The 26,306-nt window shown below is 68.6% G+C and carries 21 protein-coding genes; 13 read left to right on the top strand and 8 right to left on the bottom strand.

The features are described 5' to 3' along the window. Window positions 1-17 precede the first annotated feature (17 nt). The 7 genes from ACOGXE_RS12400 to ACOGXE_RS12430 all read left to right on the top strand — a co-directional run bounded on the left by ACOGXE_RS12400 (window position 18) and on the right by ACOGXE_RS12430 (window position 9,336). Window positions 18-1,349 (top strand): DUF2399 domain-containing protein, encoded by a 1,332-nt coding sequence (locus ACOGXE_RS12400; protein ID WP_419931221.1) that lies wholly within the window; start codon window positions 18-20, stop codon window positions 1,347-1,349. A gap of 373 nt (window positions 1,350-1,722) precedes the next feature. Next, window positions 1,723-3,957, top strand: coding sequence for a hypothetical protein (locus ACOGXE_RS12405; protein ID WP_419931222.1), 2,235 nt, complete (start codon window positions 1,723-1,725; stop codon window positions 3,955-3,957). A gap of 74 nt (window positions 3,958-4,031) precedes the next feature. Continuing rightward, window positions 4,032-4,739, top strand: a complete 708-nt coding sequence (locus ACOGXE_RS12410; protein WP_419931223.1) for a ribonuclease HII — start codon at window positions 4,032-4,034, stop codon at window positions 4,737-4,739. 105 nt (window positions 4,740-4,844) lie between these two features. Further along, window positions 4,845-5,741: a methyltransferase domain-containing protein gene (locus tag ACOGXE_RS12415; RefSeq protein WP_419931224.1), complete on the top strand. Its 897-nt coding sequence runs from the start codon at window positions 4,845-4,847 to the stop codon at window positions 5,739-5,741. A gap of 22 nt (window positions 5,742-5,763) precedes the next feature. Further along, the gene (locus ACOGXE_RS12420; protein WP_419933518.1) at window positions 5,764-6,900 is read left to right on the top strand and encodes a carboxylate-amine ligase; all 1,137 of its coding nucleotides are present in this window, start codon (window positions 5,764-5,766) and stop codon (window positions 6,898-6,900) included. 44 nt (window positions 6,901-6,944) lie between these two features. After that, window positions 6,945-8,198, top strand: a complete 1,254-nt coding sequence (locus ACOGXE_RS12425) for a sulfotransferase family protein (RefSeq protein WP_419931225.1) — start codon at window positions 6,945-6,947, stop codon at window positions 8,196-8,198. Window positions 8,199-8,211: 13 nt separating this feature from the next. Then, complete coding sequence (locus ACOGXE_RS12430; protein WP_419931226.1) at window positions 8,212-9,336, top strand: DUF1214 domain-containing protein; 1,125 nt, start codon at window positions 8,212-8,214, stop codon at window positions 9,334-9,336. Between the two features lie 22 nt (window positions 9,337-9,358). Here ACOGXE_RS12430 and ACOGXE_RS12435 read toward each other — a convergent pair whose 3' ends face one another. Then, window positions 9,359-10,210, bottom strand: a complete 852-nt coding sequence (locus tag ACOGXE_RS12435; protein WP_419931227.1) for a TIGR03619 family F420-dependent LLM class oxidoreductase — start codon at window positions 10,208-10,210, stop codon at window positions 9,359-9,361. A gap of 10 nt (window positions 10,211-10,220) precedes the next feature. Beyond that, a complete protein-coding gene (locus ACOGXE_RS12440) occupies window positions 10,221-11,504 on the bottom strand; it encodes an acyl-CoA dehydrogenase family protein (protein WP_419931228.1) in 1,284 nt (427 codons plus the stop codon). 87 nt (window positions 11,505-11,591) lie between these two features. Between ACOGXE_RS12440 and ACOGXE_RS12445 the strand changes: the two genes are divergently transcribed. The 4 genes from ACOGXE_RS12445 to ACOGXE_RS12460 all read left to right on the top strand — a co-directional run bounded on the left by ACOGXE_RS12445 (window position 11,592) and on the right by ACOGXE_RS12460 (window position 14,854). Further along, a complete protein-coding gene (locus ACOGXE_RS12445; RefSeq protein ID WP_323670980.1) occupies window positions 11,592-11,882 on the top strand; it encodes a hypothetical protein in 291 nt (96 codons plus the stop codon). 104 nt (window positions 11,883-11,986) lie between these two features. Next, the gene (locus ACOGXE_RS12450; protein ID WP_419931229.1) at window positions 11,987-12,253 is read left to right on the top strand and encodes a cupin domain-containing protein; all 267 of its coding nucleotides are present in this window, start codon (window positions 11,987-11,989) and stop codon (window positions 12,251-12,253) included. Between the two features lie 59 nt (window positions 12,254-12,312). Then, window positions 12,313-13,083, top strand: a complete 771-nt coding sequence (locus ACOGXE_RS12455) for a hypothetical protein (RefSeq protein ID WP_419931230.1) — start codon at window positions 12,313-12,315, stop codon at window positions 13,081-13,083. A gap of 58 nt (window positions 13,084-13,141) precedes the next feature. Next, a complete protein-coding gene (locus ACOGXE_RS12460; protein WP_419931231.1) occupies window positions 13,142-14,854 on the top strand; it encodes a DNA polymerase Y family protein in 1,713 nt (570 codons plus the stop codon). A gap of 7 nt (window positions 14,855-14,861) precedes the next feature. On the opposite strand, the gene ACOGXE_RS12465 is transcribed toward ACOGXE_RS12460, so the two are convergent. From ACOGXE_RS12465 to ACOGXE_RS12485, 5 genes are all read right to left on the bottom strand, one after another. Beyond that, complete coding sequence (locus tag ACOGXE_RS12465; protein ID WP_419931232.1) at window positions 14,862-16,154, bottom strand: M15 family metallopeptidase; 1,293 nt, start codon at window positions 16,152-16,154, stop codon at window positions 14,862-14,864. Between the two features lie 293 nt (window positions 16,155-16,447). Continuing rightward, on the bottom strand, window positions 16,448-17,299 hold the full coding sequence (locus tag ACOGXE_RS12470) for a fumarylacetoacetate hydrolase family protein (RefSeq protein WP_419931233.1): 852 nt from the start codon (window positions 17,297-17,299) through the stop codon (window positions 16,448-16,450). Between the two features lie 71 nt (window positions 17,300-17,370). After that, window positions 17,371-17,880 (bottom strand): hypothetical protein, encoded by a 510-nt coding sequence (locus tag ACOGXE_RS12475; protein WP_419931234.1) that lies wholly within the window; start codon window positions 17,878-17,880, stop codon window positions 17,371-17,373. Continuing rightward, window positions 17,877-19,409 (bottom strand): amidase, encoded by a 1,533-nt coding sequence (locus tag ACOGXE_RS12480; RefSeq protein ID WP_419931235.1) that lies wholly within the window; start codon window positions 19,407-19,409, stop codon window positions 17,877-17,879. The genes ACOGXE_RS12475 and ACOGXE_RS12480 overlap by 4 nt, the downstream gene beginning before the upstream one ends. 39 nt (window positions 19,410-19,448) lie before the next feature. After that, window positions 19,449-20,933, bottom strand: a complete 1,485-nt coding sequence (locus ACOGXE_RS12485) for an amidase (protein ID WP_419931236.1) — start codon at window positions 20,931-20,933, stop codon at window positions 19,449-19,451. A 79-nt stretch (window positions 20,934-21,012) separates the two neighbouring features. Between ACOGXE_RS12485 and ACOGXE_RS12490 the strand changes: the two genes are divergently transcribed. Further along, window positions 21,013-24,438: an error-prone DNA polymerase gene (locus ACOGXE_RS12490; RefSeq protein ID WP_419931237.1), complete on the top strand. Its 3,426-nt coding sequence runs from the start codon at window positions 21,013-21,015 to the stop codon at window positions 24,436-24,438. A gap of 32 nt (window positions 24,439-24,470) precedes the next feature. Here ACOGXE_RS12490 and ACOGXE_RS12495 read toward each other — a convergent pair whose 3' ends face one another. Then, on the bottom strand, window positions 24,471-25,523 hold the full coding sequence (locus ACOGXE_RS12495; protein ID WP_419931238.1) for a hypothetical protein: 1,053 nt from the start codon (window positions 25,521-25,523) through the stop codon (window positions 24,471-24,473). 93 nt (window positions 25,524-25,616) lie between these two features. Here ACOGXE_RS12495 and ACOGXE_RS12500 point away from each other — a divergent pair, with 93 nt between their 5' ends. Beyond that, on the top strand, window positions 25,617-26,276 hold the full coding sequence (locus ACOGXE_RS12500) for a redoxin domain-containing protein (RefSeq protein ID WP_419931240.1): 660 nt from the start codon (window positions 25,617-25,619) through the stop codon (window positions 26,274-26,276). Window positions 26,277-26,306 lie beyond the last annotated feature (30 nt).

Raw genomic sequence — 26,306 nt, forward strand, 5'->3', positions numbered from 1 at the left:
CCGGGGATGGTGACGATGTGCCTGCTTCGCTTCGCGACCCGGGCCTCGACACGCTGTGGCGTGCGGTGCGTCAGCGCATCGATCGCGACGGCGAGCTTGTCGGGCGGACCATGGCGATGCCGCACTTCGAGATCCGCTGCTCGCCTGCCTTGGCGGCACTGCTGGACCGCACGCCGACCAAGCGCTTGGACCTCGGCGCGCTCGCAACCGGCTTGCGGCGCCTCGGTTTGGGACCGAGCCTGGAAACGGCGCTGACGCAGCTTGGGCACCCACCTGACGTGGCCGCCGTCGAACGCAGAACGTCTCGGCAGCGCGGCAAGCGCGCACGTCAGGCGCTCGAGGAATCCACCTCAGCGTGGCCCGAACCCTGGGCTGTCGAGTGGGGAGCAGGAATCCGGGGCGCAGGCCTCATCAGCGGACTGGATGCGCAGGAAGTGCGCGTCTTGGCCAGCAACGTTCGACTCTTCGTCGATCTGCTCGACAGAGATTCCGACGACTCAGAAACCGATCTCGGTTCGTGCCGCTCGGGAGGTTCTCGTTTGGGGCCGCGCGCCGAGACTTCCGCCGATCGGGCGAGTGGACCGTTGCACAGGTATCGGCTGCGCTCTGAGATAGCAGCGCACCTGTTCGGCTCGGCGCACGCGCTTGATGTCGGCACACGGCTCGGCGCTGCGGCGAATCACGTGCTGCGGTTTCACGTCGGGCCGTCGCAGCAGCACTTGGAGGGACGGGCGTTGTGGGAGGCGGCGGGCATTAGCACCGATTCGGTGTCAGCGCCGGTGCTGACGTGGGGCCTGCGGCCGTCGGGTTGTTCCTCGTTGGACCAGATGTTCCATGCAGCGAAGGAGGGCCGACTGCCGTTGCATGTCAGCCTGCGTTCGTTGCGTGAACATCCCATCGAAGTGTCTCGCGGCACGCCGGTGCTCGTGGTCGAGAACCCCAGTGTCGTCGAGGCGGCAATCGCTTCTCGGGCGTCGTTCGGCCTGGTCTGCACAAACGGGAACCCATCTGCGGCCGTGGCCGAACTGCTGCGGCAGTTGGCGCGCGGCGGCGCAGCGCTCGCCTATCACGGCGATTTCGACGCGAAGGGCATCGCCATCTGCCGCTGGATGGCTGAGCGCGGATGCGAGCCGTGGATGATGAGCGCTGCGGACTATCTGCAGGCTGTCGAACGTGCCGAAGCCGACGGCGTGCAGTTGCTGCGCGACGCCAAGCCGTGCGGCCCGACGCCGTGGGATGCACAACTGGAAACGGCATTCGAACAGCACCGCCTTGCCGTCCACGAGGAATCCCTCAGCGGCGAATTCCTGCCGGCCTTCGCGAATCATGCTCACGCACCGTTTCCGTAACGGGTGATCGGTGTCGCGCCTTGCACCCCCGCTCGCTGGTCTCTCGGAACCGGCGTTCGACCTCCCGTACTCGTCGGCTTGCTAGGACAGTGGAGTGAGATTCGGCAAACGGGCCGATGAGGTGGGCGAATGGGCTTCCCTCTCCGATGTCGCAAAACCGCGGGCAGGCGTGCTTCGCTGGCTTCGAGGCAGGCGTTCCCGTTCAGTCCGGCTTCGATTAGACCGGCCCCGCCCCCCGCGTCCCGCTGAGCCGCCGTCCGGCTGGGTCCGACCGTGGTGGGCGGAGCGTCAGCTCGACCCCAACTCGGCTGCGTACGCCCCGGCACCGAGTCGGGTCCGCTACTGGAACAGCGACGACCATGTCGAAGCGAGCGTGCTCGCGAACGCGCTCGGGCGTTCATGGACGACTGTCGGGCTGCCCGAGACGCTCGAGCGGGCTGAGGTGGATCCGCGGGGACTGGTGGTGTGCGGGGGATGGTCGCTGGATTGGTGGGTGCGTTCCGGCGAGGAGTGGGCCTTCCCATCGCGGGCGTCCTCCGTAAGGCAGCGCCTGGTGGATGGAATGCCGGTGGTCGAGACGATCATGCGGATCGGTGGCGGCGATGTCTCCCACCGCATTGCGGCGGCCCGGGGCGCTGCCGTCCAGTTCGGCGACGCCGAGCGGCATGTCACCGCGCAGGGCGAGCGGCTGCAAGGCGGCGGCGCAAGTGCCGTTCCTGAGGTATTGGTGATGGAGATCGCCAATCGCACGCCTGCGCCCGTGGCCGTGGCGCTCGCGGCACGGCCATGCAACTTGGGTGCGTTCGAGCACGAAGAGAACGAAATCTGGCAGTGGTCGAACGCGTGGGGGATCGATGAGATCCTCATCGACGGTCGTGTGATGACGCTTGGCAATGTGTATCTCTCTGCGGCGAACCGCGCGGTTGTGGTCTTTGATCGCGTGCCGGGCGACGTGGTCGTCGGCAGCAACGGGACCGACTGCGCCGCAGGGCTCGTGTCCTCAGACGGGCATGCCGCCACGGAACAGGCCAGTTCGGTGCCCGTCAGCATCGGAAGCAGTGGGTCTCTCGGCAATCCGGCATCGACACCGGAACTCGAGCGCGTTCCAGTCTCGGTGACGTGCCCCCAGCGTCTGGCCAACGCGGCAGCGGTCTTCCCGCTCGTCGCCGGCGCGACGCTGCGTGCTGCGGTTGTCGGGCGAGGCTCGGCATTCGAGTGGGACGATGCCGGCAGCCCCGCGCTCGGTTCCGCCGTGCTGGATGCGGTGCCTGGCCTGGAGCGGGTGGCAAACGGCTGGCGGCAGCGCGTCGATGCAGGCTGCCGGATCGAATTGCCCAGTGGCCGTCTAGCCGATGCCGTGCTGTCGGCACGTGCCGCCCAACTGCTCGCCACCGCGCCGTTCGATGACGGACCAGGTGTCGCCGGTCCCATGCTCGCCTCGGCGCTGGCCACCGACTTTCAGTTCGCCGGCGACGACCTGGTGCAATTGCTGGCGCTGATCGAGTCGGGAGCGCCTGAGCAGGTGCGGGATCTCCTGCTGCGTCAAGCCCAAGCGCAGTTTCCTTCCGGCGAGACCTCCAGCATGGGCGTCTCGGTCACGGGCACATCGCTCGTGCTCGCCGAGCATCTGCTGTCGCTTCACCCCGACCCCGCCTTCGCCGAGGCCATCGGGGAGTTCGCCGCAACTGGGGCACGGTGGCTGCTGACGCGCGACGCGGACAGGCGGGAAGGGCCATGGACGATTCGCGAAGGCTTGCGAGCCGGCTACCGGCTTCTGCTGCGGCACGGTGCGGATCGGGCGGCGACTGCGTTGCGGCACGAGGCCATGAGACTGCGCGAGGCGCAGCGCGTGGACCCTGCGGACGTTCCGGCTTCGCCGTCGTTCTACCGGGATCGTGCGGACCGGGTTCCTTGGACCGCTCCACAGCGCGGGGCAGCCGCGGCGCCGCCAAGCCAGCGCTGGGAGTGGATATCGCACGACACCGGACTGTGGATTCATGGGGCGGTTCCCTGGGCACCGCCGTTGCCGTTTGTGACATCCGAGCCGGCTGACGGCACCCCGATCGATTTCGTTGCCGACACGGCGGCTTCGTGCGGCCATGACCTGGTCGCCACTGCGCTGCTGGGTTTTGCCGAGGCGCGACCAGCACCGGCGCGTGCCTTCGAGCGGCTCGAGGCGCTGGTGTCGGTGGCGTCGTCGACGTTCAGCTGGCCGACCTATGTGCATCCGCAGTTGCACACCGGCACCAACGGCACGGGGCACGACCTCATGGTGGGCGGGCTGTTCGTGCGGACGCTGCTTCGTCTGCTGGTCGATGTGCCTGACGGCGGCTCGTTGCACGCAGCGCAGACGCCGACGCTGCGGCTGGCTGCCCACTGGCCGGCGGCGTGGCTGGGCCAGCCGGTCGAGATCCACGATGTGCCGACGCGCATCGGCAGGGTGTCATGGGCGGTGCGCTGGCATGGCCAGCGACCGGCGCTGCTGTGGGACGTCGTGCCGCACGACCCGGGCGGCAGCGCGCCCGAAGTCACGGCACCGGGACTGGATCCGGCGTTCGCGGCGACCGGCTGGCGGGGCGAGATCCTGCTGGCGCCGCACCCTGCATAGCGCACCCGGCATGACACCTCTGTCGTGTGACCGCCTTGCCGACCGGCACGGGGTCGGCAGCTAGGTTCACTTCCATGACGGTGCGGCCGAGCCTCACGTTCGAGCGGCGGTGCTGGGAATCGGGTGAGACGACGGTCGTCGGCGTGGACGAGGTGGGCCGCGGCGCCTGGGCGGGACCGCTGACGGTGGGCGCCGTCGTCGTCTCGTCGCAGGGCCGGGTGAACGGCATCCGCGATTCGAAGGAGCTCCGCCCCGATGTGCGTGAGCAGCTCTTCGAGCGCATCGACGGTTGGGCCCGCGCCTGGTCGGTAGGGCACGCCACCGCAGCAGAGTGCGACGAGCTGGGCATGACCGACGCCCTGCGTGTCGCCACTCGCCGGGCCTTGGACGCGTTGCCGGCCGAGCCAGACCGCGTGCTGCTCGACGGCAAGTTCAACTTCGTGGACTGGCGCCCCAGCAGGGCGCTCGTCGAGGGCGACCGGCGCTGCCTGTCGATCGCCGCAGCCTCCATCATGGCCAAGGTCGTGCGGGACCGGATCATGTCGGCGCTGTCGGCCGATTTCCCTCCCTACGGGTTCGGGTCGAACAAGGGCTATCCCGCGCCGGTCCACCGTGCGGCCCTGGCCACCCACGGACCGTGCGCCATTCACCGGCTGAGCTGGTCGTTCACCGACGCGCTGCCCGATGCCGAGCCGGTGCCGAGCCGTGCGCATCGCGACGCCGAGACGGCGCTGGCGACCTACTCGAGAGCCTTCGCAGGACCCGATACGACACTGTTCTGACCTACCGTTCTGATCGGCCTGCCGGCCCAAGGGCCGCGTGCCGCCTCGGGAGCAAGCTGCGGGCGCGGGCTGCTAGAAGATGGCAGCTTCGGAGAGGGGCGACCGATGAGCGTGAGCGACGATCCCAACGCCGGCCAGCGCGAGTTCTGGCGCAAAGCGGACATCTGGGTGCAGCAGCAGGAGCGACTCGACGCACAGCTCGCGCACATCGGCTTGGCGGCGATGGACATCGCCCAGGAACCCCCGTCCGGAGCGCACGTGCTCGACGTGGGCTGCGGTTGTGGCCAGACGTCGCTGCAGTGGAGCGAGCGGGTGAGCGGATCAGTCTTGGGGGTTGACATCAGCGACCTGCTCGTAGAGGTGGCCCGGCAGCGGGCTGCCGCCCACGCTGCCGAGCATCCTGCGGCGGCACCCATCAGCTTCGCCGTGGCTGACGCGCAGACCGCCGACATGACCGCACTCGGAGCGAAGGCGACGGCCCGAAATGGGGCGTTCGGCGGCTTCGATGTGGTGTTCTCCCGGTTCGGCGTGATGTTCTTCGCCGATCCCGCAGCAGCGTTCGCCAACGTGCGGGCAGCGACTCGATCGGGCGGACAGCTCGCCTTCGCCTGCTGGCAGACGCCACGGCAGAACCCGTGGCTGATCACGGTCAACAAGGCGGTGCTGGAGATCGTGGAGATGCCCGACAGCGACGGTCCCACGGTTGATCCGTTCGCGTTTGCTGACACCGACTTCGTTAGCGGCATCCTCAGCGATGCCGGCTGGTCGGCCATCGACTTTGCGTCGTTCGAGACCGAGATGATCTACGGCGCGGGCAACACGCTCGCCGAGACGGCCCAGTTCACCATGGATCTCGGCATCGCCCAGCGGGCGCTGGAGGGGCACCCGCCCGCAGTGCACGCTCAAGCCAAGGAAGCCGTGATAGCGGCACTCGCGCCGTTCGAGACCCCAGCAGGCGTCGTGTTCCCTGCTGCCGCGTGGATCGTCACGGCTCGCAATTGAGCCGCGGAGGTTGCTGATCGTGATCGACGAACCGAGCTGGACGATAGGGATCGAGGAGGAATACCTCCTTGTCGATCATGACAGCGGCGCACTGGTCAAGGTCCAGCCGCCCGGCTTGATCGAGCGGGTCGCCGAGCTGCGCCACGGCCTCGTGAGTCCGGAGCTCTTCAGCGCGCAGATCGAGATCGGCACCGGCATCTGCCGTGACATGCAGCATCTGCGCGCCGACGTCGGCTTGCTGCGCTTGGCAGTCACCGAGGCCGCCGCCGAGCACGGGCTTGCGCCGATCGCTGCGTCCACTCATCCCTTTGCCAAGCCGGAGGAGCTCGAGATCACCGACAAGGAGCGCTACCGGGACCTCGCCGATGACCTCCAGGACATCACGCGCCAGCTCGTCATCTCGGGGCTGCACGTGCACGTGGGCATCGAGGATCCCGAACTGCGGATCGACCTGATGAACCAGGTGACGTACTTCCTGCCGCACCTGCTGGCCCTGTCCACGTCGTCGCCGTTCTGGCAGGGCCGCGACACCGGGCTGGCCAGCTACCGGTCGGCGGTGTACAAGACGCTTCCGCGCACGGGCCTGCCGCCGAAGTTCGACTCATGGGCCGAGTTCCGGCGCCACGTCGACGTGCTGGTGAATGCCGGGATCATCGAGGACTCTTCGAAGGTCTGGTGGGACATCCGGCCCTCGGAGCGCTACCCGACGCTGGAGATGCGGGTCACCGACCTGCCCACCCGCATGGAGGACACGATTGCCGTCGCAGCTGCATATGTCTGCCTGCTGCGGATGCTGTGGCGGCTGCGTGACGGGAACCAGCGATGGCGCAGCTATGCCAACTTCCTGATCGGCGAGAACCTGTGGCGGGCCGAGCGTTATGGCGTCAACGGTTCGCTGATCGACTTCGGCAAGGGCTCGCTGGTGCCATACGCGGACTTGGTCGACGAGCTGATCGAGCTCGTCAGCCCCGATGCCGAGGCACTCGACTGCGTCGACGAGGTTGGTCAGCTGCGCACCATCTGCGAACGGGGCACTTCAGCGAACAACCAGCTTGCCGTCTACCAGGCAGCGAAGGACGCCGGCGCGGATCACAGCGAGGCCCTGGCCGAGGTGGTGCAGCACCTCATCAAGGACACACTCGCACCTCCTGCTGACTAGCCCACTACATGGCCGTCGCGGCGTGCTGATACCTTGCCGCCCGTATGTCTCATGAAAGCAATGCACTTCCGTCCATGGGGGAGCGCTACACCCGGCCTGACTGGGTGCGGCGCATCAACCTCATGGGCGACTCGATCGGGGGGCGACCCGGCGACCTGGTGCCCATCGACACCGGTGAGCTGCTGAAGCTGGCCACCGCAGCAGTCGGCGGCATGCCGACCGGCGATCTGGGCGATCCCGACTGGCAGAAGCGTTTCGAGGCCCTGTCTGCCGAGCTGGACGCCTCGCCCATGCACCTGCTGGGTCGGCTGATGACCAAGCAAGAGCTGCTCCGCTCGCTGCGCACCCGCTTGCTGCTCACCGCCGCCATCGACACGACGCCGCAGATCACCGCTGAGCCCGTGGCCTCGCCGGTGATGATCGCCGGCCCGGCGCGCTCGGGCACCTCCATTTTGTTCGAGCTGCTGGGGTTGCATCCCGACCTGCGGGCCCCGCTGGGCGCCGAGGCGCTGCACCCGGTGCCGCTGCCCGAGGGGGGCCTCGCGGATCGGATGGAGATGGGTCAGTGCGAGCAGGAGTTCTGGGCGGACATCCAGCCCGAGTTCCTGGCCATGCACGAGTTCCGGGCCGATCTGCCTGTCGAGTGCATCACCCTCACCACCGGCAGCTTCGCCGGGTTCCACTGGAGCATGATCGCCCCGCTGACCGAGTGGATTCCCGACTTGGACGTGAACTACAGCTACGAGCGGCAGATCCTCCAGGTGCTCCAGCACGGCGGGGGCCCCACGCAATGGGTGCTCAAGACGCCCGGCCACCTGTTCGTGCTGCCGCAGCTGTTCGCAGCGTTCGGCGACGCCTGGGTCATCCAGACCCACCGCGATCCGGCCCGCACGATGGCCTCCACGGCCAACATCACGGCCATGGTCCACTGGATGCGCTTCAGCGACGTCGACGCCGTCGGGAACGCGCACTTCGTGCACGACGCGTTCGCGTTCGCCCTCAACGACTCGGTGAATCTGCGAGCAACCGGTGTGGTGCCGGACGAACGCTTCGTGGACGTCAACTACATGCAGCTCGTGACCGACCCTGTGGCCACGCTGGGTGCGGCACTCGAGCAGATGGGCCTGTCGATGACCGATGCCTACGCGACCGCTGTGCGGGACTACCTGGACCACAAACCCAAGGGCAAGTACGGCGTGCATCGCTACCAGCCCGAGGACTGGGGCTTCACCGCCGAAGGCATCCGCGACGCCACGGCGCAGTACATCGAGCGTTTCGACCTGCCCCCAGAGGGCTGAGCCGGCGCCGATCATGGACCCGCTTCCCGAGACCGAATCCCGCCGGGCTCTCGCCGAGTTGCTCGAGGTGCTGCGAGATGCCGACGAGCGCTGGGTGTCGCCCGAGTGGAACCTGTACACGGCCGACGACGCCGTCGAGGCGCACCGTGCCCTCATGCACTACCTGCAGTGGGGCCTGGTGGGGCTGTTCGAGCGTGACCCGTCCGCCCCCCGGTTCGAGCGCCTGGTGACACCGAACCGCAAGCTGCTCGGCGACAACCCCGACACGGTCTACTTCGAGGCCCCAGTGTCGGCTGACTACGCCTACCGGGTGCGGGGGGAGACCAAGGGCGCCGATTACCTGTCGATCACCGTCGAGTCGAGCGCCGGCTGGGGGTCGATGGACAACCAGGTGCTCGGCGTGCTCAATGACACGACGCTGGACGTGGATGCCGAGGGCCGCTTCGAGATCGTCATCGGCGGCGAGCCGCAGGAGCGCAATTGGCTTGCGCCGCCGCCCGACGAAGGCCAGATCATCAGCCGTCACTACTTCGAGGACACCGCCTACGCAGGCACCGACCCGGATCGGTGGCCCGCGATGCAGATCGAGGTGATCGACGGCACGCCTCCGCCTCGGCCGTCGGATGCCACGGTCAGCGCCGGCATCCGGCGAGCCGCTGCCTTTATCCGCGAGCTCACGGTGGACCGCGTGCCGATGGCCCAGGGCGAGCCGCGGTCGTGGGTGTCGCTGGTGCCCAACGAGTTCCCGCCGCCCGGCCTGCCCGGCGACCTCGGCCTGTCGGCCACCGACGCCGCCTATGCCCTGGCACCGTTCGTGGTCGGGCCCGACGAGGCACTGGTGATCCGTGGCCGCTGGCCCGAGTGCCGCTACGCCAACATCAGCCTGTGGAACCGCCACCTGCAGTCGCTCGACTACGCGAACCGCTCCATCTCGCTCAACCGTGCCCAGATGGTCGCCAATGCCGACGGCAGTTTCACCGCCGTCATCGCACATGCCGACCCGGGCGTTCCCAACTGGCTCGACACCGAGGGTCGTCCATTCGGCATCGCGTTCTGGCGCTTCATGCTGCCCGAAGGCGACATCGAGACTCCCCAAGCCGAGCTCGTGCCCCTGGCCGATCTGCCCAGCCGGCTCTGACCCGCTCGGGCTGCGGCGAGCGTCAGTCGGCGAACGTGTCGACGAGGTGCTGGTTGCGGTCGACGTAGCGCGCTAAGCGATCCGCGCCGTCGGGGGCGGCGAGGACGACCCGCTCGACGCCGAGTTCGCGGTACAGCTCCAGCTTCTGTTCGTCGGGCGTTGCGTAGCAGTACATGGAGATCGGGATGCCATCGGGATCACGGCCCGCTGACTCCGCAGCGGCCCGGAATCGCTCCATGCCGACCCTGACGTCTCTGAAGCCGACATCGAGCGGGCACCAGCCGTCCGCGTACTCAGCCACGTGACGCATGCCGATCCGGCCCCGGCAGCCCACCAGCACCGGAGGGCCTGGCTGCTGGGTCGGCTTCGGGTACACCCACGAGGGCGCGAAGCTCACGAACTCGCCCGAGTACCCGACTTCGTGCTCGGTCCACAGCAGCCGCAGTGCCTCGACCGTCTCACGCATGGCGTTGTAGCGCTGCGCCCACGGCACGTTCGACACGTTGGCCAGCTCTTCGCGGTTCCAGCCCACGCCCACGCCGAAGAGCAGCCGGCCGTCGGATACCTCGTCCAGCGTCGCCACGCTCTTGGCCAAGTCCAGGATCTCGTGTTCGAGCACGAGGCACACGCCCATCGCCAGCTTGATCTTCGACGTTGCCGCTGCGGCCGTCGCCAGTGAGACGAACGGGTCGCGCATGTGCCAGTAGAGCTGCGGCAGATCGCCCCCGTCGGGGTGGACCGTCTGGCGGCTGGCGGGAATGTGGCTGTGCTCACCCACCCACAGCGAGTCGTAGCCCCGCTGCTCCGCCTCGACCGCCATGTCGGCGGTCGCAGGCCCGTAGTCGCTGTTCGTGGGCGCCAACCCGATCTTCATGAGTGTCGGCCTACTCAGCGCGCTGCGTGCCGACCTTCAGCTCGCGGAAGGGGCTCGTCGTGTCGATGCCGGGCTCCTTGGGCAGCCCCAGCACCCGCTCGCCCACGATGTTGCGCATCACCTCATCCGAGCCGCCGGCGATCCGCATGGCTGGGAAGCCCAGCACATAGCCGGCCCACGAGAAGGTTCCCCATTCGCCCGAGTCGACGACCAGCTTGGGGCCGATGGTGTCGGCCACGAACTCGCAGGTGGCGTTCATCTGGCGAATCAGGCCCATCTTCGACAGCGACATCTCGGGGCCCGGTGTCTTGCCGGCACGCAGCGCGTCCATCGTGCGCTGATTCGACCAGCCCAGCACCTTGCCGTGGGTGTAGATCTCAGCGAGCTTCTGGCGAGCCAGCGCATCGCCTGACATCCCGTAGTGGTTGGCCATGGCGGCCAGCTTGGTGAAGCTGCCGCCGCCGGTGCCGCCGCCCGAGCCGCCGCCGATCGCCGCCCGCTCGTTCATCAGCGTGGTCAGCGCCACGCCCCAGCCCTGGTTCACCTCGCCGAGGCGGTGCGAGTCGGGCACGCGCACGTCGGTGAAGTACACCTCGTTGAAGTTGGCCCCGCCGGTCATCTGTCGCAGCGGGCGCACGTCCACGCCGGGTAAATTCATGTCCACGAGAAAGCCGGTGAGGCCCTGGTGCTTGGGCAGGTCGAAGTCGGACCGGGCGATGACTTCGCCGATGTCGGAGTAGTGCGCGCCCGAAGTCCACACCTTCTGCCCGTTGAGGATCCACTCCTCACCGTCGCGCTCGGCCCGCATCTGCAAGCTGGCCAGGTCGGAACCGGCGCCCGGCTCAGAGAACAGCTGGCAGCCCACGATGTCGGCCCGGTACATCTGGGGCAGCACCTCGGCGGACACTTCAGGGCTGGCGTGAGCCAGGATGGTCGGCGCCACCATGCCCAAGCCGATGCCGAAGAAGCCGCCGTCGGGCGTGTCGAACTGGCTCTCGAGCTGGCCCCAGATGCGCTCGTACTTGCGGGGCATGCCGCCGCCGCCCAATTCGGCCGGTCCGCTGATCCAGCCGAAGCCGGCGTCGTACTTGGCGGCCCGCCACTCCTTTGACGCGTCCAGCTCCCGCCGCTCGCGCTCGCGGTCGATCTCCTCGAAGAGCGCTGCGTTGTCAGGCCCCTCGCCCCACACGAACTCGCGCCGCTCGGCCTTGCGCTTGGCGTTGGCCTCCAAGAATTCCAGCGCCTCAACGGCGAACTGTTCCTCGGTGATCTCAGCGGTGTCGGCAGCGGCCATGTCGGGCTCCTGTTTCGTGCAAGTAGTGGCAAATCCGGAATGCGAGCAGCCCCAAGCTAGCGACATATCTCGCTACGCTCATCGGCCATGGGTCAGCCCGTTCGAGTAGCAGAACGACCGTCGTCCGTCCGTGTGGGCACGGTGCAGTTCGAGACCAACCGCCCGCTGACCGGAGCGGGCCACCGCTACTACAACAGCGCCGAAGATGCCGCCAGCGCCGAGGACCCGGCCGATCTGCTGGCGTGGCGCCTGTTCCAGCGGGGCGGTGTCGACCACATTCACGTGTACGGCAACGTGGCCACCATCGACCTCTCCCGGGGCCACACCTCCGACGGCATCGCCGAACTCATCGAAGAGCTGTTCGCCCACTATCGGTAGCTTGCTACCGGTAGCGACAAGCACGGTCGGTAGCTTGCTACCGATAGTGACAAGCACGGCTTGTGCGCTGTTGTGATCAGCACAACGCTGACTACGGTTGCGGCATGACCGAAGAAGAGTTCCGTACTGAGCTTGCGGCGCGGGGTTATGGCGAGCCGCGTGACGCCGTGTTCGAGCCTCATGCCGACGGTGAGCTCCACAGCCATGATTTCTCGGCCATGGCCATGGTGACTGATGGCGAGTTCCGGCTGGGGTTGGAAGACGAGACCCGGGTCATGGCGGTGGGGGACTGGTGCGAGGTTTCCGCCGGCACGCTGCACAGCGAGCACGCCGGACCTGTCGGCGCCACCCTGCTGGTCGGCACGAAGTAGCACCGACAACGACGATAAACAGTCGTTTGCGGGGACGCTTGTTCGTCTAACCTGTCGCGATGGCTGCAGAGGCAGTGGCGGCAGAGACAGTGCGCCTGAGTGACACGGCCATCGGTCGCCGCGATCGGCTGCTGCCGGTTGCCGACGAACTCGCCCCGCTGCTGACGCAGCCGGGGCTCGTCAGAGGGTCGGTGCTGGCTGCTCAGGGCCCAGGAGCACTGACCTTGGCTACCGCCTTCGCGGCGGAGGTCTCGCGTACTGGCGGGTGGGTGACTGCGGTGGGCCTGGGGCGCATGGGCATCTCAGCAGCGGCCGAGCGGGGCGCATCGCTGGACCGGTGGGCGTTCGTGGACAAACCCGGCGATGCCGCGGCCGAGGTGCTGAACGCTCTGATCGGCAACGTCGATGTCGTCCTGCTGGCTGGGAGCGTGCGGCTGGCAGCCGCCCATAGTCGGCGCCTGCGGGCCCGCCTGCGAGAGCGCGGAACCGTGGTGATCGAGATCGCCGCATCGGGCGCATTCAGTCCAGACGTGACCCTCACGGTGGAACGTGCAGTGTGGACCGGCCTCGAGCAGGGCCATGGACGGTTGCGGGAACGGCGGGCCGAGGTGGTCGCCGTGGGCCGCGGTGCGGCGTCGCTGCCGCGACGGGCCGTCCTGTGGCTGCCTGATGCCACCGGGCGCATCATGACCGTTCGCAATGCGGTCACTCCGATTGGCACCGATCAGCCTGCCGATCTCGCCGATGCCTCCCGCACCGATGCTCCCCGCACTGATGCTGATGCGGTTGTCACTGATGTGGTCGTCCCCCTGCTGAGTCGTGCGGGATAGCCAAGCCGATCGAGACAGTCGGGCCGGCCGGAGCACCGCTGCCGAGTGCGGGCCGCGGATGCTGGTGGCGGAGGTCGAGCACTGGTCCGCGATCGCAGCGGGACTCGACCCGGCGAGGGCTGCAGCAGTGGTGTCTGCCGGCCGGGTCACTGCTCTCACGCCTGCCGCGGTCGCGGCGGGGGTGAAAGCGGGGATGCGTCGCCGCAGGGCCCTGTCCGAGTGCGAGACCTTGGAGCTGATCGAACGCGATTCCGATCTCGACGCCCGCCGCTTCGCCCCCGTGGTTGCAGCGCTGGAAGACCTGACCCCGAGAGTCGAGGTGCTGGCACCTGGCTGCTGTGTCGTCGCCACTCGAGGTCCATCGCGCTACTACGGCGGCGACGAAGCGCTGGCGATGCTGGTGCAGGACACCGTCGCCCAGGCGCTGGCTGATGCATCGGCTGGCGTACCGGCTGGTGTCTCCGTCCGTGTCGGCATCGCCGACGGTCTGTTTGCAGCCGGTTTGGCTGCGCGGACGGCACCGGCTGCGAACCCGTTGACACAGGTGATGGTGGTGCCGCCGTGCGGCAGTGCAGAGTTCCTGAGCGGGCTGTCATTGTGGACGCTGACCGAAGAGTTCTCCCTGCTGACGGGATGTGCCGCCGCCGGGACGACTGATGATCTGATCAGCATGCTGTGGCAGCTGGGCTTGCGCTGCCTGGGCGACCTTGCTGCACTGCCTGCGGGCGATCTCGTCGGCAGGTTCGGCAGGCAAGGCGAATGGATGCACGCACTGGCCAGCGGGCGCGATCCTCGCCTGAGCCAGCCTGCCGCCGCTCAGCCTGATCTCAGCGTTGCGACCGAGATCGACCCGCCCGCGGACCGGCTCGACATGGTGGCCTTTGCTGCAAAGTCTCTGGCAGATCAGCTCGACGCCCAGTTGGCCCGGGAGGGTCAGGCACTGGTGTGCGTGGAGATCAGTGCCGAGACCGAGCACGGCGAGACCAGCAGCGGACGGTGGCGTCATGGGTTCCGTTTCAGCCCGCCCGATGTAGTCGATCGTGTGCGCTGGCAGCTCGACGGCTGGCGCAGTGCCAAGGGCCGGAACAGTCCCACCGGCGGTATCTCGTTCGTCCGGTTGCGGGTTGTCGAGACGTTTCCCGATGAAGGACGCCAGCTCGGCTTCTGGGGCGGCCAGTCCGAGACCGATGAGCGGGCCGAGCGAGCGCTGCAGCGAGTTCAGGCTTTGGTCGGGTTCGACGGGGTCACCGTGGGCCGGCTGGGCTCCGGCCGCCGCTTCGCCGATCTCGAGCAGCGCCTTCCGTTCGGCACAGCCGGTCCTCGTGGGACCGGCGCATCAGACCCAGCCGGTCCTCGTGGGACCGGCGCATCAGACCCAGCCGGTCCTCGTGGGACCGGCGCATTAGACCCAGCCGGTCCTCGTGGGACCGGCGCATCAGACCCAGCTCCGTGGCCGGGACGGCTCGGCGTGCCGGCCCCCGCCGAGGTGCTGGCTGAGCCCGAGCCGCTCGTGGTGCTCGATGCGAACGACGAGCCGGTGGGCGTGAGCGGCAGGGCACAGCTCAACGCCGTTCCGGCCCTGCTGCGCTGGCCCGACGGGCGCTCTCGCCGCATCACGGCGTGGGCAGGGCCGTGGCCGTTGGACGAGCGCTGGTGGGATCCCGCCAAGCGTCGTCGCCAAGCCCGGCTCCAGCTGGTGCTCGATGACGGCACTGCCCATCTCTGCGCTGTCGAGCGAGGTCGCTGGCAGCGCGAAGCCACCTACGACTGAGTCCCCGTCAGTTGCCGTTGGTGGACCAGTGCCAGGGCTCGCTCGGCAGGTTGTACAAGCCGTAGGTCGCGGCATTGGCCTTCAGCCATCTGAACGCCGTCGAATTGCGGCTGGTGACCGATCGGCCGTTGTGCCGGAAGTCGATGGCTAGGCCGCGCTCGTGCATGGAACGCCCGGGCCGGGCCGTGGGCGGCCGGCACTGGTAGGAGGGCTTCTGCCAGATCGCCCACTCGCTGGTGCCGCAATGAGCCCGCCGCAGCGCGATCTGCGAAGCGGCACTCCGATAGCCGCCGCCGGTCAGCCGGAGGCCGTCGCGAGCAGCATGCTCGAGAAGATCCTGCACCTTGTTCGCAATCGACTCGTGGACCTGGATGCCGCCCACCCAGGTGAGCTCGGCGAGGTCGATGTTGTTGTCGGTGGGCTGCCCGGCGGTGCCTTCGCGAAGCCGGCGGGCCCGTTCCTCCGCCTCGCGTCGCTTCCGTTCCTCTTCCGCCTTGCGCCGCTTCAGTTCCGTCTCGATGCGCTTCTGCTCGGTGATGGCACTGTTGACGAGGTCTGCGGTCTTGGCGACATCGGCCGCAGCGGCATCGTTCCATTCCGCCAGCGCCGCCTGCTCGTACAGCAAGGCGTCGAGCTCGTCCTCGAGTTCCACCAGCACGATCGCCTCCTGCTCGACGGCGTCGAGCAGGTCTTCCAAGGCTCGCTCGGACTCGATGCGGCGGATATCTCGCAGTTCCTCGGCGCGCTGGAACTCGCGCAGCGCCAGTTCGGCGTCGATAGTGAGCGCTCTGAGCTGGTCAGCGGTCACGTTCAGATCGCCGAGTGCAGCGCCGATCAGCACACGGATGCGAGCGGCGTCGTAGATGTCGCCGGTGCGGACCAAGCCGTAGGAGCCCTCTACCAACGCGTCGTGGCCGATGTAGGTCTGCACGATGAGGTCGATGACCCGCAGTCCCAGCTCGTCATGCTGGGCATCGAGCGAGATCTGGCGCTGGAGCGCTGCCGCCACCGATGCCTCCGCGGCGGCCAATGCCAGCTCGGCCTGATCGAGATCGGCCCGCTGCTCGTTCGTCAGCAGCCTCAGTTGGTCGAAGGCCTCCAGCACCTCGTTGACATCGGCCTGCTGCAGGTCGACTTCCATGACTTTCGCGAGCAGTTCTGCCTGAGCCTCGTCGCGGATCCGTTTCTCCTCGGCAAGCTGGGCCTCCAGCTCCTTCTGCTGTTGTTCGAGCTGTTCCTGGCGCTTGCGCAGCTCGGCGTTGGACGGCTGCGATTGCGCCCCCGTGCCGGCGAGCGGCACGATGCTGACGACAAGAGCGAACGCGACCGCTGCTGCACCACGGCGCGCCGCGCTGCGCCGCCCACAGGTGGAGCCTGCAGTGGTGGGGCGCGATTGCCGCTGTGAACCTCGCACCGGGCGCGTCCTTGCTGCGGCCGACCTCGAGCCGGCGCCGTCGTCTGCCTGCGGTCGCCTGTGGCCGCCGCGGGCGACGACCGGGACCTTCGGCCCAAGGTACCGATGGCCGGTCGCCTGCGGGTGTCGCCCCAGAGATTCTCAGCCGGCTCTCAGCTTGATGGCGTCGGGCGACGCGGCTACTCGTCGATCACCCGGTTCTGGAGGACTCCGATGCCGGGAACTTCGAAGGAGATTTCGTCGCCCGCAATCAGCCAGCGCGGCGGGTCGTGCGACCCGCCGGTGCCTTCGGGCGATCCGGTGGCGACGACATCGCCGGGTTCGAGCGGCATCACTGCCGACAGGTAGGAGACGATCTCGGCGACCGAGAAGATCATCTCGCTGACGCCGGCCCGCTGACGCTCCTCGCCGTTGACCCGGCAGATCACCTCCAGCGCCGCCGGGTCTGCGATCTCGTCTGCCGTCGTGATCCACGGACCCATCGACCCGGAGCGGAAGAAGTTCTTGCCCGCCGCCACGCTGTGACGCTGCCAGTCACGCACCGATCCGTCGTTGAGGATCGTGTAGCCGCCCACGTAGTCGAGGGCTTCTGCGGCAGCAATGTGACGCCCCGCGCGGCCGATGATCACTGCCAGCTCCACCTCGTAGTCGAGTTGGACCGACACCGATGGCCGCACCAAGTCCTCGCCGTGTGCGACGAGCGTGCCCGGAGGCTTGTTGAAATAGACCGGCTGCGCCGGGGCCTGCACCTTGCCGTCCAGCGGGTATTTCTTGTGATAGTTCGCACCGGCGCACAGCATGCGAGCGCCGACGTCGGCAGGAACAGCGAACGCGATGTCGTCCCACCCATGGTCGGCCGCCGCCCCTGCGAACGCGGCCGGATCGGCCAAGGCGGCGGCGATCGCCTGGCCGATGGTCGCAATCGGGGCGCCGTCTACCTCGACGCCGTCAAGTCGCGCCACGCCATCGGAGGCCGCCATGCCGATGTGAGTGGAGCCCTCGCCGGCAAGGGTGTAACGCAGCAGTTTCACGGCGCGTCACCGTACTGGGCCGGCCGCCGTCCGCCCGATTCGGTCGAGGGTGCCCGCGGTGCGCGCGACGATCAGTCGGTTGCCGTCCGGCGCAGCGGCTCGCCGCCCGCCGCCCGGATCGTGGTCTCGAAGCTGTCGAGGTCGTTGCCGTTCACGTGGCCCGTCCAAGGTTTGCCGACGCCCTGGTCATCGAGGGGCGGATCCACGGAAACCTCCACTCGCGGGCTGCTGGTGCGCAGCACCAGGGTGGCGTCGGTGCCGGTGTCCCATCGGGCAACGATGACCGCCCTGCGGAATCCGATGTCGGCCAGAACCAGACCGTCGCCGGTGGCTGCCAGCAGTCGTTGCACGTTGAACAGCAGCTGATGAACCACGACGGCGGCCACGATCAGCAGCCAGCCGATGCCCCAGGCGATTGCCAAAGCGGCACCGATGGCGAATGCAGCCACCCGGACGATCATGATGCGCCGGTGCGCCCGGGCCGTCTCGGCGTCGGTGACCACCACGGCGCTGCGCACGCCTGCGTGGACCTCGCCGAGCAGTTCCACGGCCCGGGCAAAAGCCCGCTCCGAGGGCGTCATGACTCTGCCGCTGGCAGGTCGCGGAGCGGGATCAGCCCGCCGGCATCGGCGATCTGCTGGCCGACGGCCAGCAGCAGGTGCTCGCCACCGTGCGCAGCGTGCAGCTGCACGCCCAGCGGCACTCCGTCGGGGTCGAATGCAACCGGCAGCGCGATGGCTGGCTGCCCGCTGACGTTGGCCTGATTCACGAACGCTGCCAGCTCAGCGATCCGCCGGGCCCCGTCGATCGGGTCAGCCAGATAGCCGAGCGGCGGCGTGACGTCGGCAAGCACCGGGGTGAGCAGCAGGTCGTAACCGCTGGGATCCGGAGTACCCGGCCGGCCGGCGGGATTCATCTTCCAGAACGACATGACGCGTCTGCGCCAGCCAGCAAGCTCAGCGAGCGACTGCACGTAGGCAGAGGCGGGCAGCGAGCGTCCCAGCTCGGCCGACCACCAGTTGGCGGGCTCGATGTCGTCGGCGGTCATCGGACGCCCCAGCCGTTCTGCCCAGCCAGCCATCTCGGCAGACATGGCGACGGTGCGCACCACGATCGTGTGGTCGACGAGGTCGGAGCTATACCAGCCGTCGGGTGCCGTATCGGGCTCGATGCGATGGCCCAGCTCTGCCAGCAGGCTCGCGGCGAACTCGACGGCGTGCTGTGCCGACTCCGTCGCCCGGCTCGGCCCGCCGGTCGACACTGCGATGCGCAAGGGCGTCGGCGGGGCTGCCAGGGCGTCGGCGAATGTCTCGGCGGTTCCCAGCGGGGGAGCGACATAGGGATCGCCCGGTGCCGGGCGACTGATGATGTCGAGGCAGCGTGCCGCATCGCGCACTGTGCGCGTGAGCATCCCGTCCACCGCGAAGCCGCCGCGGTGCTCGCCGAGCCGCGGAGCGGTGGAGACCCGGCCTCGCGACGGCTTCAGCCCCACCAACCCGCAGGCCGCTGCGGGGACACGGATCGAACCGCCGCCGTCGTTGCCGTGCGCAACCGGCACTATGCCTGCCGCCACCGCAGCCGCTGAGCCTCCGCTGGAGCCGCCAGGCGAGCGGGTCAGGTCCCACGGGTTCGCCGTGGGGCCGTAGGCAGCCGGCTCGGTGGTGATGGTGGTGCCGAACTCGGGGGTGTTCGTGCGTCCCACCGAGACCATGCCGGCACTGCGCAGCAACCGGTACAGGTGGCTGTCGAGGCTGCCGCGCCAGCCCAGCTCGACCAGGAACTGTGCCCCGGCGTGGTGGAACTCGCCGGCTTGCTCGCAGCCGAGGTCCTTGATGGCCATCGGCACGCCGTCGAACGTGATGGCCGGCGAACTCGGCACCCCCTGCTGAGGGGCCGGTCGCCTGTTCCGGCGCTGTTCCCAGCGCGCCGCGGCATCGGCTGCCTCGGCCAGCGCCCGCTCAGGCCGGGGGTGGATGATCGCGTTCAGAGCCGGGTTCAGCCGCTCCATCCGTTCGAGCGCGGCCTGCATCGCTTCGGCCGGATTCGTCTCGCCGGATGCGAACGCCTGCGCCAGTGCCGTTGCGTCAACCGAACGCAGGTCGGCGGACATGTCGCCGCTCTCCAATGCCCCAGCCCCGACCAGCCGGGGTCAGTCGCTTCCGGCCCACAGCGCCGGAGTGCGTTCGGCCCATGGGGCCGCCTGCTCAAGCTGGCTCGCCAGCGACAGCAGCATCTCCTCGCTGGCATGGGGACCCACGAATTGCACACCGACGGGCAGCCCGGCGGCAGTCCAATGCAGGGGTACTGACATTGCCGGCTGGCCGGTCACGTTGAACTGCGGCGTGAACTGCAGCAGGTCATTCAGCCGCCCACGGCCGGTCTCGGGGTTCCGCAGCTCGCCGAGCCGGGGAGGCGGCTCGGCCATGATCGGCGACACCAGCACGTCGTGATCAGCCCACCAGCCGGCCAGACTCCTGGTCCACGCGTGGCACCACTCCACGGCCGCGATGTACTGGGCGCCGCTTATCTCGCGGCCGATCTGCATCAGTGCCCAGGTGTCGCCCTCGGTGTCGGCCCGGCTCATCTGCCGGCCCAAGGCGGCTTCGTAGCCCGCCAGGGAAGTCACGTTGCACACGGCCACGATGGTGCGGAAGTGCTCGAAGAACTCTTCGTGGAACAGGTCGTCGGGCGCTGAATAGTCGACGTGGTGGCCCAGGCTCTCGAGCAACTTGCCGGCGCCGTGGACCGCTTGGGCGCACTCGGGATCCACTGGCCCCCAGGCGGAGTGCGCGCAGAGGCCGACCCGCAGCGATGCGGGCTCACGCGCAGCAGCGTCAGAGAACGTGTCCGACGGCGGCGGTGCCCAGTACGGGTCCCCCGGCCAGGGCCGGCTGATGCCGTCGAGCACCCGGGCACTGTCGCGCACGCTGCGGCTCACCACGCCGTCCACGCTGAGTCCGGCCCAGCCGTCGCCTGAGTCAGGGCCCAGCGATACCCGTCCCCGATTCGGTTTCAGGCCGAACAGGCCGCAGTTCGCCGCCGGCACACGGATGGAGCCGCCGCCGTCGTTGGCGTGGGCGATGGGCACGATGCCCGCGGCCACCGCCGCGGCCGATCCTCCGCTGGAGCCGCCCGTCGAGTGGCCGGTGTCCCACGGATTGGCTGTCGGCCCGTAGGCCAGCGGCTCAGTCGTGATGGTGAGGCCGAATTCGGGCGTGTTTGTGCGGCCGAAGTTCACCAATCCCAGTTCGGCGAACATCGTGGCCAGGTGAGCGGTGCTCGATGCGACGTGGCCCGCCTCCTTGAGCGCAGCATTGCCTGCGTGGTACGGCTGGCCGTCGGTCGTGCACGTCAGGTCCTTGGTGAGAAATGGCACGCCTGCCAGCGAGCCAACCGGCTCGCTCGTGCCGCGCGCCGCGTCGAGTCGTTGTGCCGTTTGGTGAGCGCTGTCGTCAAGCCGCCCGATGATGGCGTTGATCTGCGGGTTCACCCGGTCGGCTCGGGCGATGGCCTCGTCGAGCAGTTCGACTGCCGAGGCGGCTCCCGAGGCGAATAGCTCGGCGGTTGCCACGCCGTCGGGTAGGTCTTCGCCAGACTCGCCGCTCGATGCGCCTGTGGTCGAGGTCTCAGCCATGGCCGCAACGTAGTTCGGTTGCCGGGCGGGGTCAGTAAGAACCCTTGTTCTCAGAACTTTCGTTCGGTAATGTTGCACCGTGGGTTTCACGAATCCGGGGATCTCTTGGCGGGAACTGGAGCGGCGACTGTCCGACCGGCCTCCGTTCCCCGGCCGGCCCGATGAGGGCCGGCCCATCAAACACAGTCATGGCAAGAATCTCGCTGCGGGCAACGAGCAGGTCGAGTCTGTCGCTCGACCGCGGCCGGCAGCCCCCACGGTGCCGTATGCGGAACTGCACACTCATTCCAACTTCAGCTTCCTGGACGGGGCGTCGAGCCCAGCCGAGCTGGTGGACGAAGCAGTGCGGCTGGGGCTCGAAGCGCTGGCGTTGACCGACCACAACGGGTTCTACGGGGTGGTGCGCTTCGCGGAGGCTGCCGCCGAAGCCGGTCTGCCGACGGTGTTCGGCACTGAGTTGACGCTCGACGCTTACAGCGCCACGCGGCCGGAGCGCACTGGGTGCGCTGATCCTGCGGGATCCCATGTCGTGGTGCTGGCTCGCTCGCCGGCAGGATACGCCTCGCTGGGCGAGCTGATCTCGGCAGCGCAGATGGCGGGCCGCAAGCACGCCCCGCGCCTGAGCACCAGTGAATTCCTCGCAGCCGCAGCGGCACATCGCGACGAGTGGGCGATCCTCACCGGGCACCGCAAGGGCGCTGTTCCCGCAGCGCTCATCTCAGGGGGGCACGATGGCGGGCCGCGCGCCGCAGCCGCCCAGCTCGGCCGTCTCGTCGAAGCCGTCGGCCGTCACAACGTCTTCGTCGAGCTGTGGGATCACGGCGACCCGCTCGACAGCGAGCGGAACGACGCGCTGGCCGAGCTGGCGGTGCGAGCCGGTGTCGAGCCGATCTGCACCAACGGTGTCCACTACGCCACTCCCGCCGGGCGACGGCTGGCTGCCGCTCTGGCCGCAGTTCGAGCCCAGCGCAGCCTCGGAGAGCTGGACGGCTGGCTGCCGCCAGCAGCTACAGCGCACGTGCGATCCGGTGCCGAGCAGGCCCGCCGATTCGCCCGCTGGCCGGGTGTGGTGAGCGCTGCTGCGCAGCTCGGCCGCGACTGCGCATTCGACCTGTCGCTGGTCGCTCCCAACTTGCCGCCGTACCCCTGTCCCGACGGTCATGACGAGATGTCGTACTTGCGGCACCTCGTGACTCAGCGGGCACTGTGGCGGTACGGCACCCCTGAGAGCGAGCGGGTGCCGGGGGCGTGGGCGCAGCTCAATCACGAGCTCGACCTCATCTCACAGCTCGGCTTCGCCGGTTACTTCCTGGTGGTGTTCGACATCGTGTCGTTCTGCCGCAGTCGCGACATCTACTGCCAGGGCCGCGGCTCAGCTTCGAATTCAGCGGTCTGCTACGCGCTCGGCATCACCAATGTCGACTCGGTCGCTCTGGGGCTGCTGTTCGAACGCTTCCTGTCGCCCGAGCGCGACGGGCCGCCTGACATCGACATCGACATCGAGAGCGGTCGCCGGGAGGAGGCCATCCAATACGTGTACGAGCGCTACGGCCGTGCTCACACGGCGCAAGTGGCGAACGTCATCACCTACCGGGCGCGCTCGTCGGTGCGTGACATGGCACGAGCGCTGGGCTGGGAACCCGGCCAAGCCGATGCCTGGTCGAAGTCACTGGACCGCTACAGCCCGCTGCCCTCCTCGAATGACGCTTCGAACGGGTCCGCGGCCCAGCTCCATCGGGCAGGCCGGCCCCGTGCACGCGACTGGCGCGACGCGGGGCCCGAGCCGCCGTCAGGTCGCAATGAGACCGGCATTCCCGCCGACGTGGCAGAGCTGGCCGCTGCGCTTGAGGGGGCGCCGCGCCACCTCGGCATCCACTCGGGCGGCATGGTCATCTGCGACCGGCCGGTGACCCATGTCTGCCCCACTGAATGGGCGACCAAGGCGGATCGCTCGGTGCTGCAGTGGGACAAGGACGACTGCGCAGCAGTCGGGCTGGTGAAGTTCGATCTGCTCGGGCTGGGAATGCTGTCGGCCCTGCACCACGCCGTCGACCTGATCGCTGACGCGCATCACACGAACATCGACATCGGCATGCTGCCGCAGGAAGACGAGGTCTACGACATGCTCTGCCGGGCCGACAGCATCGGTGTGTTCCAGGTGGAGTCACGCGCCCAGATGGCCACCTTGCCGCGGTTGCGCCCCCGCTGCTTCTACGACCTGGTGGTGGAGGTGGCGCTCATCCGCCCCGGGCCCATCCAGGGCGGCTCGGTGCACCCCTACATCCGGCGGCGCAACGGGGAAGAGCCGGTCACCTACCTGCACCCCCTGCTCGAGAACTCGCTGAAAAAGACGCTGGGCATCCCGCTGTTCCAGGAGCAGCTCATGCAGATAGCCATCGATGTCGCCGGGTTCACACCCGCCGAGGCCGACGAGCTGCGCCAGGCCATGGGCTCTAAGCGGTCCCGCGAGCGGATGGGCCGCTTGCGCGAGCGCCTCTTTGCGGGCATGGCCGAGCGGGGGTTGGTCGGCGATGTGGCCGAACGGGTCTGGGAGAAGATGGTCGCCTTCGCCGACTACGGCTTCCCCGAGAGTCACTCGGTGTCGTTCGCTCACCTGGTGTATGCCTCGTCGTGGATCAAGCTGCACTACCCGGCGGCGTTCTGCGCAGCGCTGTTGAATGCGCAGCCCATGGGGTTCTACTCGCCGCACTCGCTGTGCCAGGACGCTCGCCGTCACGGGGTGGTGGTGCATACGCCCTGCATCAACCTGTCCTCCGAGACAGCCACGCTGGAGCTGTGCAACGCCTCCACTGGCGGGATGGCTGTGCAGCTGGGGCTGTCGTCAGTGCGGGAGGTGAGCGATGAGCTTGCCGAGCGGATCGCCGCCGGCGGCCCCTACAGCAGCATGGAAGACCTTCAGCGTCGAGCAGAACTGAGTCTGCAGGCGCTGGAGGCGTTGGCCGCCGCGGGGGCGTTCGACTGCTTCGGGCTGTCGCGACGCGAGGCCTTGTGGGCGGCCGGGGCCGTGCATCAGGGAGGCTCAGACCGGCTCTCGGGGGTCGTGACCGGTGCAGAGTCACCGCCGCTGCGGGACATGTCAGCGACCGAGACCGCTGCAGCGGACTTGTGGGCCACCGGGATAGCCCCCCGCGGGCATCCGACGAAGTTCCTGCGAACCGAGCTGGCTGCTGCGGGGGTTCGCACTGCTGCGGAGCTGCTCACGTGCCCGCCGGGCAAGATCCGCGTTGCCGGCCTGGTGACCCACCGCCAGCGGCCCATGACGGCCGGCGGCACGACGTTCCTGAATCTTGAGGATGAGACGGGTCTGGTGAACGTGGTGGTGTCGCGGGGATGCTGGCAGCGGTACCGCTCGGTTGCGCGCGACATGCCCGCGCTGGTGGTGTCAGGCCGTCTCGAACGCCATGAGAACGTGGCCAATGTGATTGCCGAGAGAATCGAAGCTCTCGATGTGCCCGCTTCGGTGGGGAGCCGCGACTTCCGCTGACGGGGCTGTCGCCGATTCAGCCCAGTCTCAGATCAGCCCAGCGGTCGTCCGAACGGCAGCTCGTCCTGCCATGTCTGCAGAAACGACTCTGCTCGATAGCACGCCGCCATGAACGGGCCGTCGTCATGGTCTGCAGTCTCGGACATGACGGAGTTCACGGCCTCTGCCGTGGCTGAGCGCAGGTCGTCGTGCGTGAGCACCGGGTCGGCCCACCAGCCCAATGCGGGCCCCACGGCAGCGACAAAATCAGCCGTTACTGGCGTGCCTGCTGCCCGCAGCACGGCGAGCGCCTTGGATGACACGGCCGCCGCTGAGAACGCGACGACGGGTGTAGTGCCGGCCATCGACGCGCCCTCGCCGGACATCGCGCCCGGCTTTGAGCCGCAGAACAGCACGTCGACATCGTCCTTCCAGACCGCCCACGGCTTGGCAGGCCCGCCGTTTCCCGACAGCGATTCCACGCACATCTCGCCGTCTGCCAGCCAGGCTTCGGCCAGCGCCACCGGGTCGAGCTGACCACCCTCACCCTGGTCGCCCGTACAGCCTTTCGCAGTCGCGACCCGGGCGATCGAGGCCCCGGCCGCCGTCGCTTCACGAGCGATGCCGAGCCCCGCCGGCCCGAAGCCCTCGATCGCTATGCGTTTGCCGTCGAGGCCGCCGAGCAGGCTGGCTGCCGCCGCGGCAGCACCGACGCCGATCAGCTCGTCGCTGAACGAGATGCCGTCGCGGTCGTCATTGCCGATGAGATTGCGCTGGTCGTGGGTCAGTACGGGCGCAAGCAATTCGGCATTCAGCCGCAGGCCCGGACTGGTTGAAAGCCGACCGCTGGAGAAGTCATCGGCCAGCTCAGCCGCCAGCGCCTCGACCGCCCCCGCGGCATCGGCGGGGTCGGACTTCAAACCGATGCTGGCACCGCTGCGCTGCTGCTCCAGCGTGGCGAAGACGTAGGTGAGGTGCCGTACCAGCATCGTCGCGTTGCCGGGGATGAGCCGGCTGCCGAGGCGCGCCGCCCCGACGTAGTTCTGGGCGCCGGGCAGGTCAAAGATGACGAAGCCGGGTGTCGATTCGAGCTGGCGGGTCTCCACGGGCCAAGTCTGCCATCGACCGCCGGGCAAGCCCCGGGCGTGGCTGCCATCTCGCGTCGGGCGGCGTTCGTGCCGTGCCTAGCCTTGACTGTCGTGCGACGAGTGGCGGTCCTGGCGATCCTGTTGTGTGCGGCAGGGCTCGTCGCGGCATGCGGTGGTGACCAGACGACGGCGGCCACCAGCACGCCTGACGAAGCCGTTGCGACCACGTCCGGCGCAGCCGCAACCTCTGCCGCGGATGGCACGCCGGGTCGGACCGAGGTGTTCGGCACCGCGTTGCCGCAGTTCGAGCAACTGGAGGACGATCCCGCCGTCGGCCGCGCGCCGCCGGTCGTCGTGGGCACCGATCTGCTCACGGGCGAAGTGGTGCGGATCACCACCCAGGGACGTCCGATGGTCATCGCGTTCTACGCCCACTGGTGCCCGCACTGCCAAGCCGAGGTAGCCGACCTCATGGAATGGCTGGAGTCCAATGAGCTGCCCTCGGGCGTGGACTTTTACGCAGTCTCGGTGCTCGAAGACCCCACACGCGGCAACCACCCACCGGAGGTGTGGCTGCGCGACGAAGGCTGGCAGCACCCCGTCGTCGCCGACACGCCGTCACTGTCCATCGTCGATGCATTCGGCCTGCAGTCGGTGCCCTACCTCGTCGCCGTCAATGCCGAGAACGCGGTCGTCTTGCGGTACGCCGGCAGTGTGGGGCCCGCCGACCTCGCGGCGTTTTTCGAGTCGCTGCTCGCACCACCCTCATAGGGAGTTCGCACTGCGACGCGAAACAGCTCG

This window comes from Candidatus Poriferisodalis sp. (assembly GCF_965208555.1).
Classification (GTDB): Bacteria; Actinomycetota; Acidimicrobiia; order Acidimicrobiales; family Poriferisodalaceae; genus Poriferisodalis.

Excerpts from the sequence above, each read along its gene's own strand:
- ACOGXE_RS12410 (WP_419931223.1), top strand. The coding sequence starts at position 4,032 with ATGACGGTGCGGCCGAGCCTCACGTTCGAGCGGCGGTGCTGGGAATCG.
- ACOGXE_RS12415 (WP_419931224.1), top strand. The coding sequence starts at position 4,845 with ATGAGCGTGAGCGACGATCCCAACGCCGGCCAGCGCGAGTTCTGGCGC.
- ACOGXE_RS12425 (WP_419931225.1), top strand. The coding sequence starts at position 6,945 with ATGTCTCATGAAAGCAATGCACTTCCGTCCATGGGGGAGCGCTACACC.
- ACOGXE_RS12430 (WP_419931226.1), top strand. The coding sequence starts at position 8,212 with ATGGACCCGCTTCCCGAGACCGAATCCCGCCGGGCTCTCGCCGAGTTG.
- ACOGXE_RS12435 (WP_419931227.1), bottom strand. The coding sequence starts at position 10,210 with ATGAAGATCGGGTTGGCGCCCACGAACAGCGACTACGGGCCTGCGACC.
- ACOGXE_RS12440 (WP_419931228.1), bottom strand. The coding sequence starts at position 11,504 with ATGGCCGCTGCCGACACCGCTGAGATCACCGAGGAACAGTTCGCCGTT.
- ACOGXE_RS12445 (WP_323670980.1), top strand. The coding sequence starts at position 11,592 with ATGGGTCAGCCCGTTCGAGTAGCAGAACGACCGTCGTCCGTCCGTGTG.
- ACOGXE_RS12450 (WP_419931229.1), top strand. The coding sequence starts at position 11,987 with ATGACCGAAGAAGAGTTCCGTACTGAGCTTGCGGCGCGGGGTTATGGC.
- ACOGXE_RS12455 (WP_419931230.1), top strand. The coding sequence starts at position 12,313 with ATGGCTGCAGAGGCAGTGGCGGCAGAGACAGTGCGCCTGAGTGACACG.
- ACOGXE_RS12460 (WP_419931231.1), top strand. The coding sequence starts at position 13,142 with ATGCTGGTGGCGGAGGTCGAGCACTGGTCCGCGATCGCAGCGGGACTC.
- ACOGXE_RS12475 (WP_419931234.1), bottom strand. The coding sequence starts at position 17,880 with ATGACGCCCTCGGAGCGGGCTTTTGCCCGGGCCGTGGAACTGCTCGGC.
- ACOGXE_RS12480 (WP_419931235.1), bottom strand. The coding sequence starts at position 19,409 with ATGTCCGCCGACCTGCGTTCGGTTGACGCAACGGCACTGGCGCAGGCG.
- ACOGXE_RS12485 (WP_419931236.1), bottom strand. The coding sequence starts at position 20,933 with ATGGCTGAGACCTCGACCACAGGCGCATCGAGCGGCGAGTCTGGCGAA.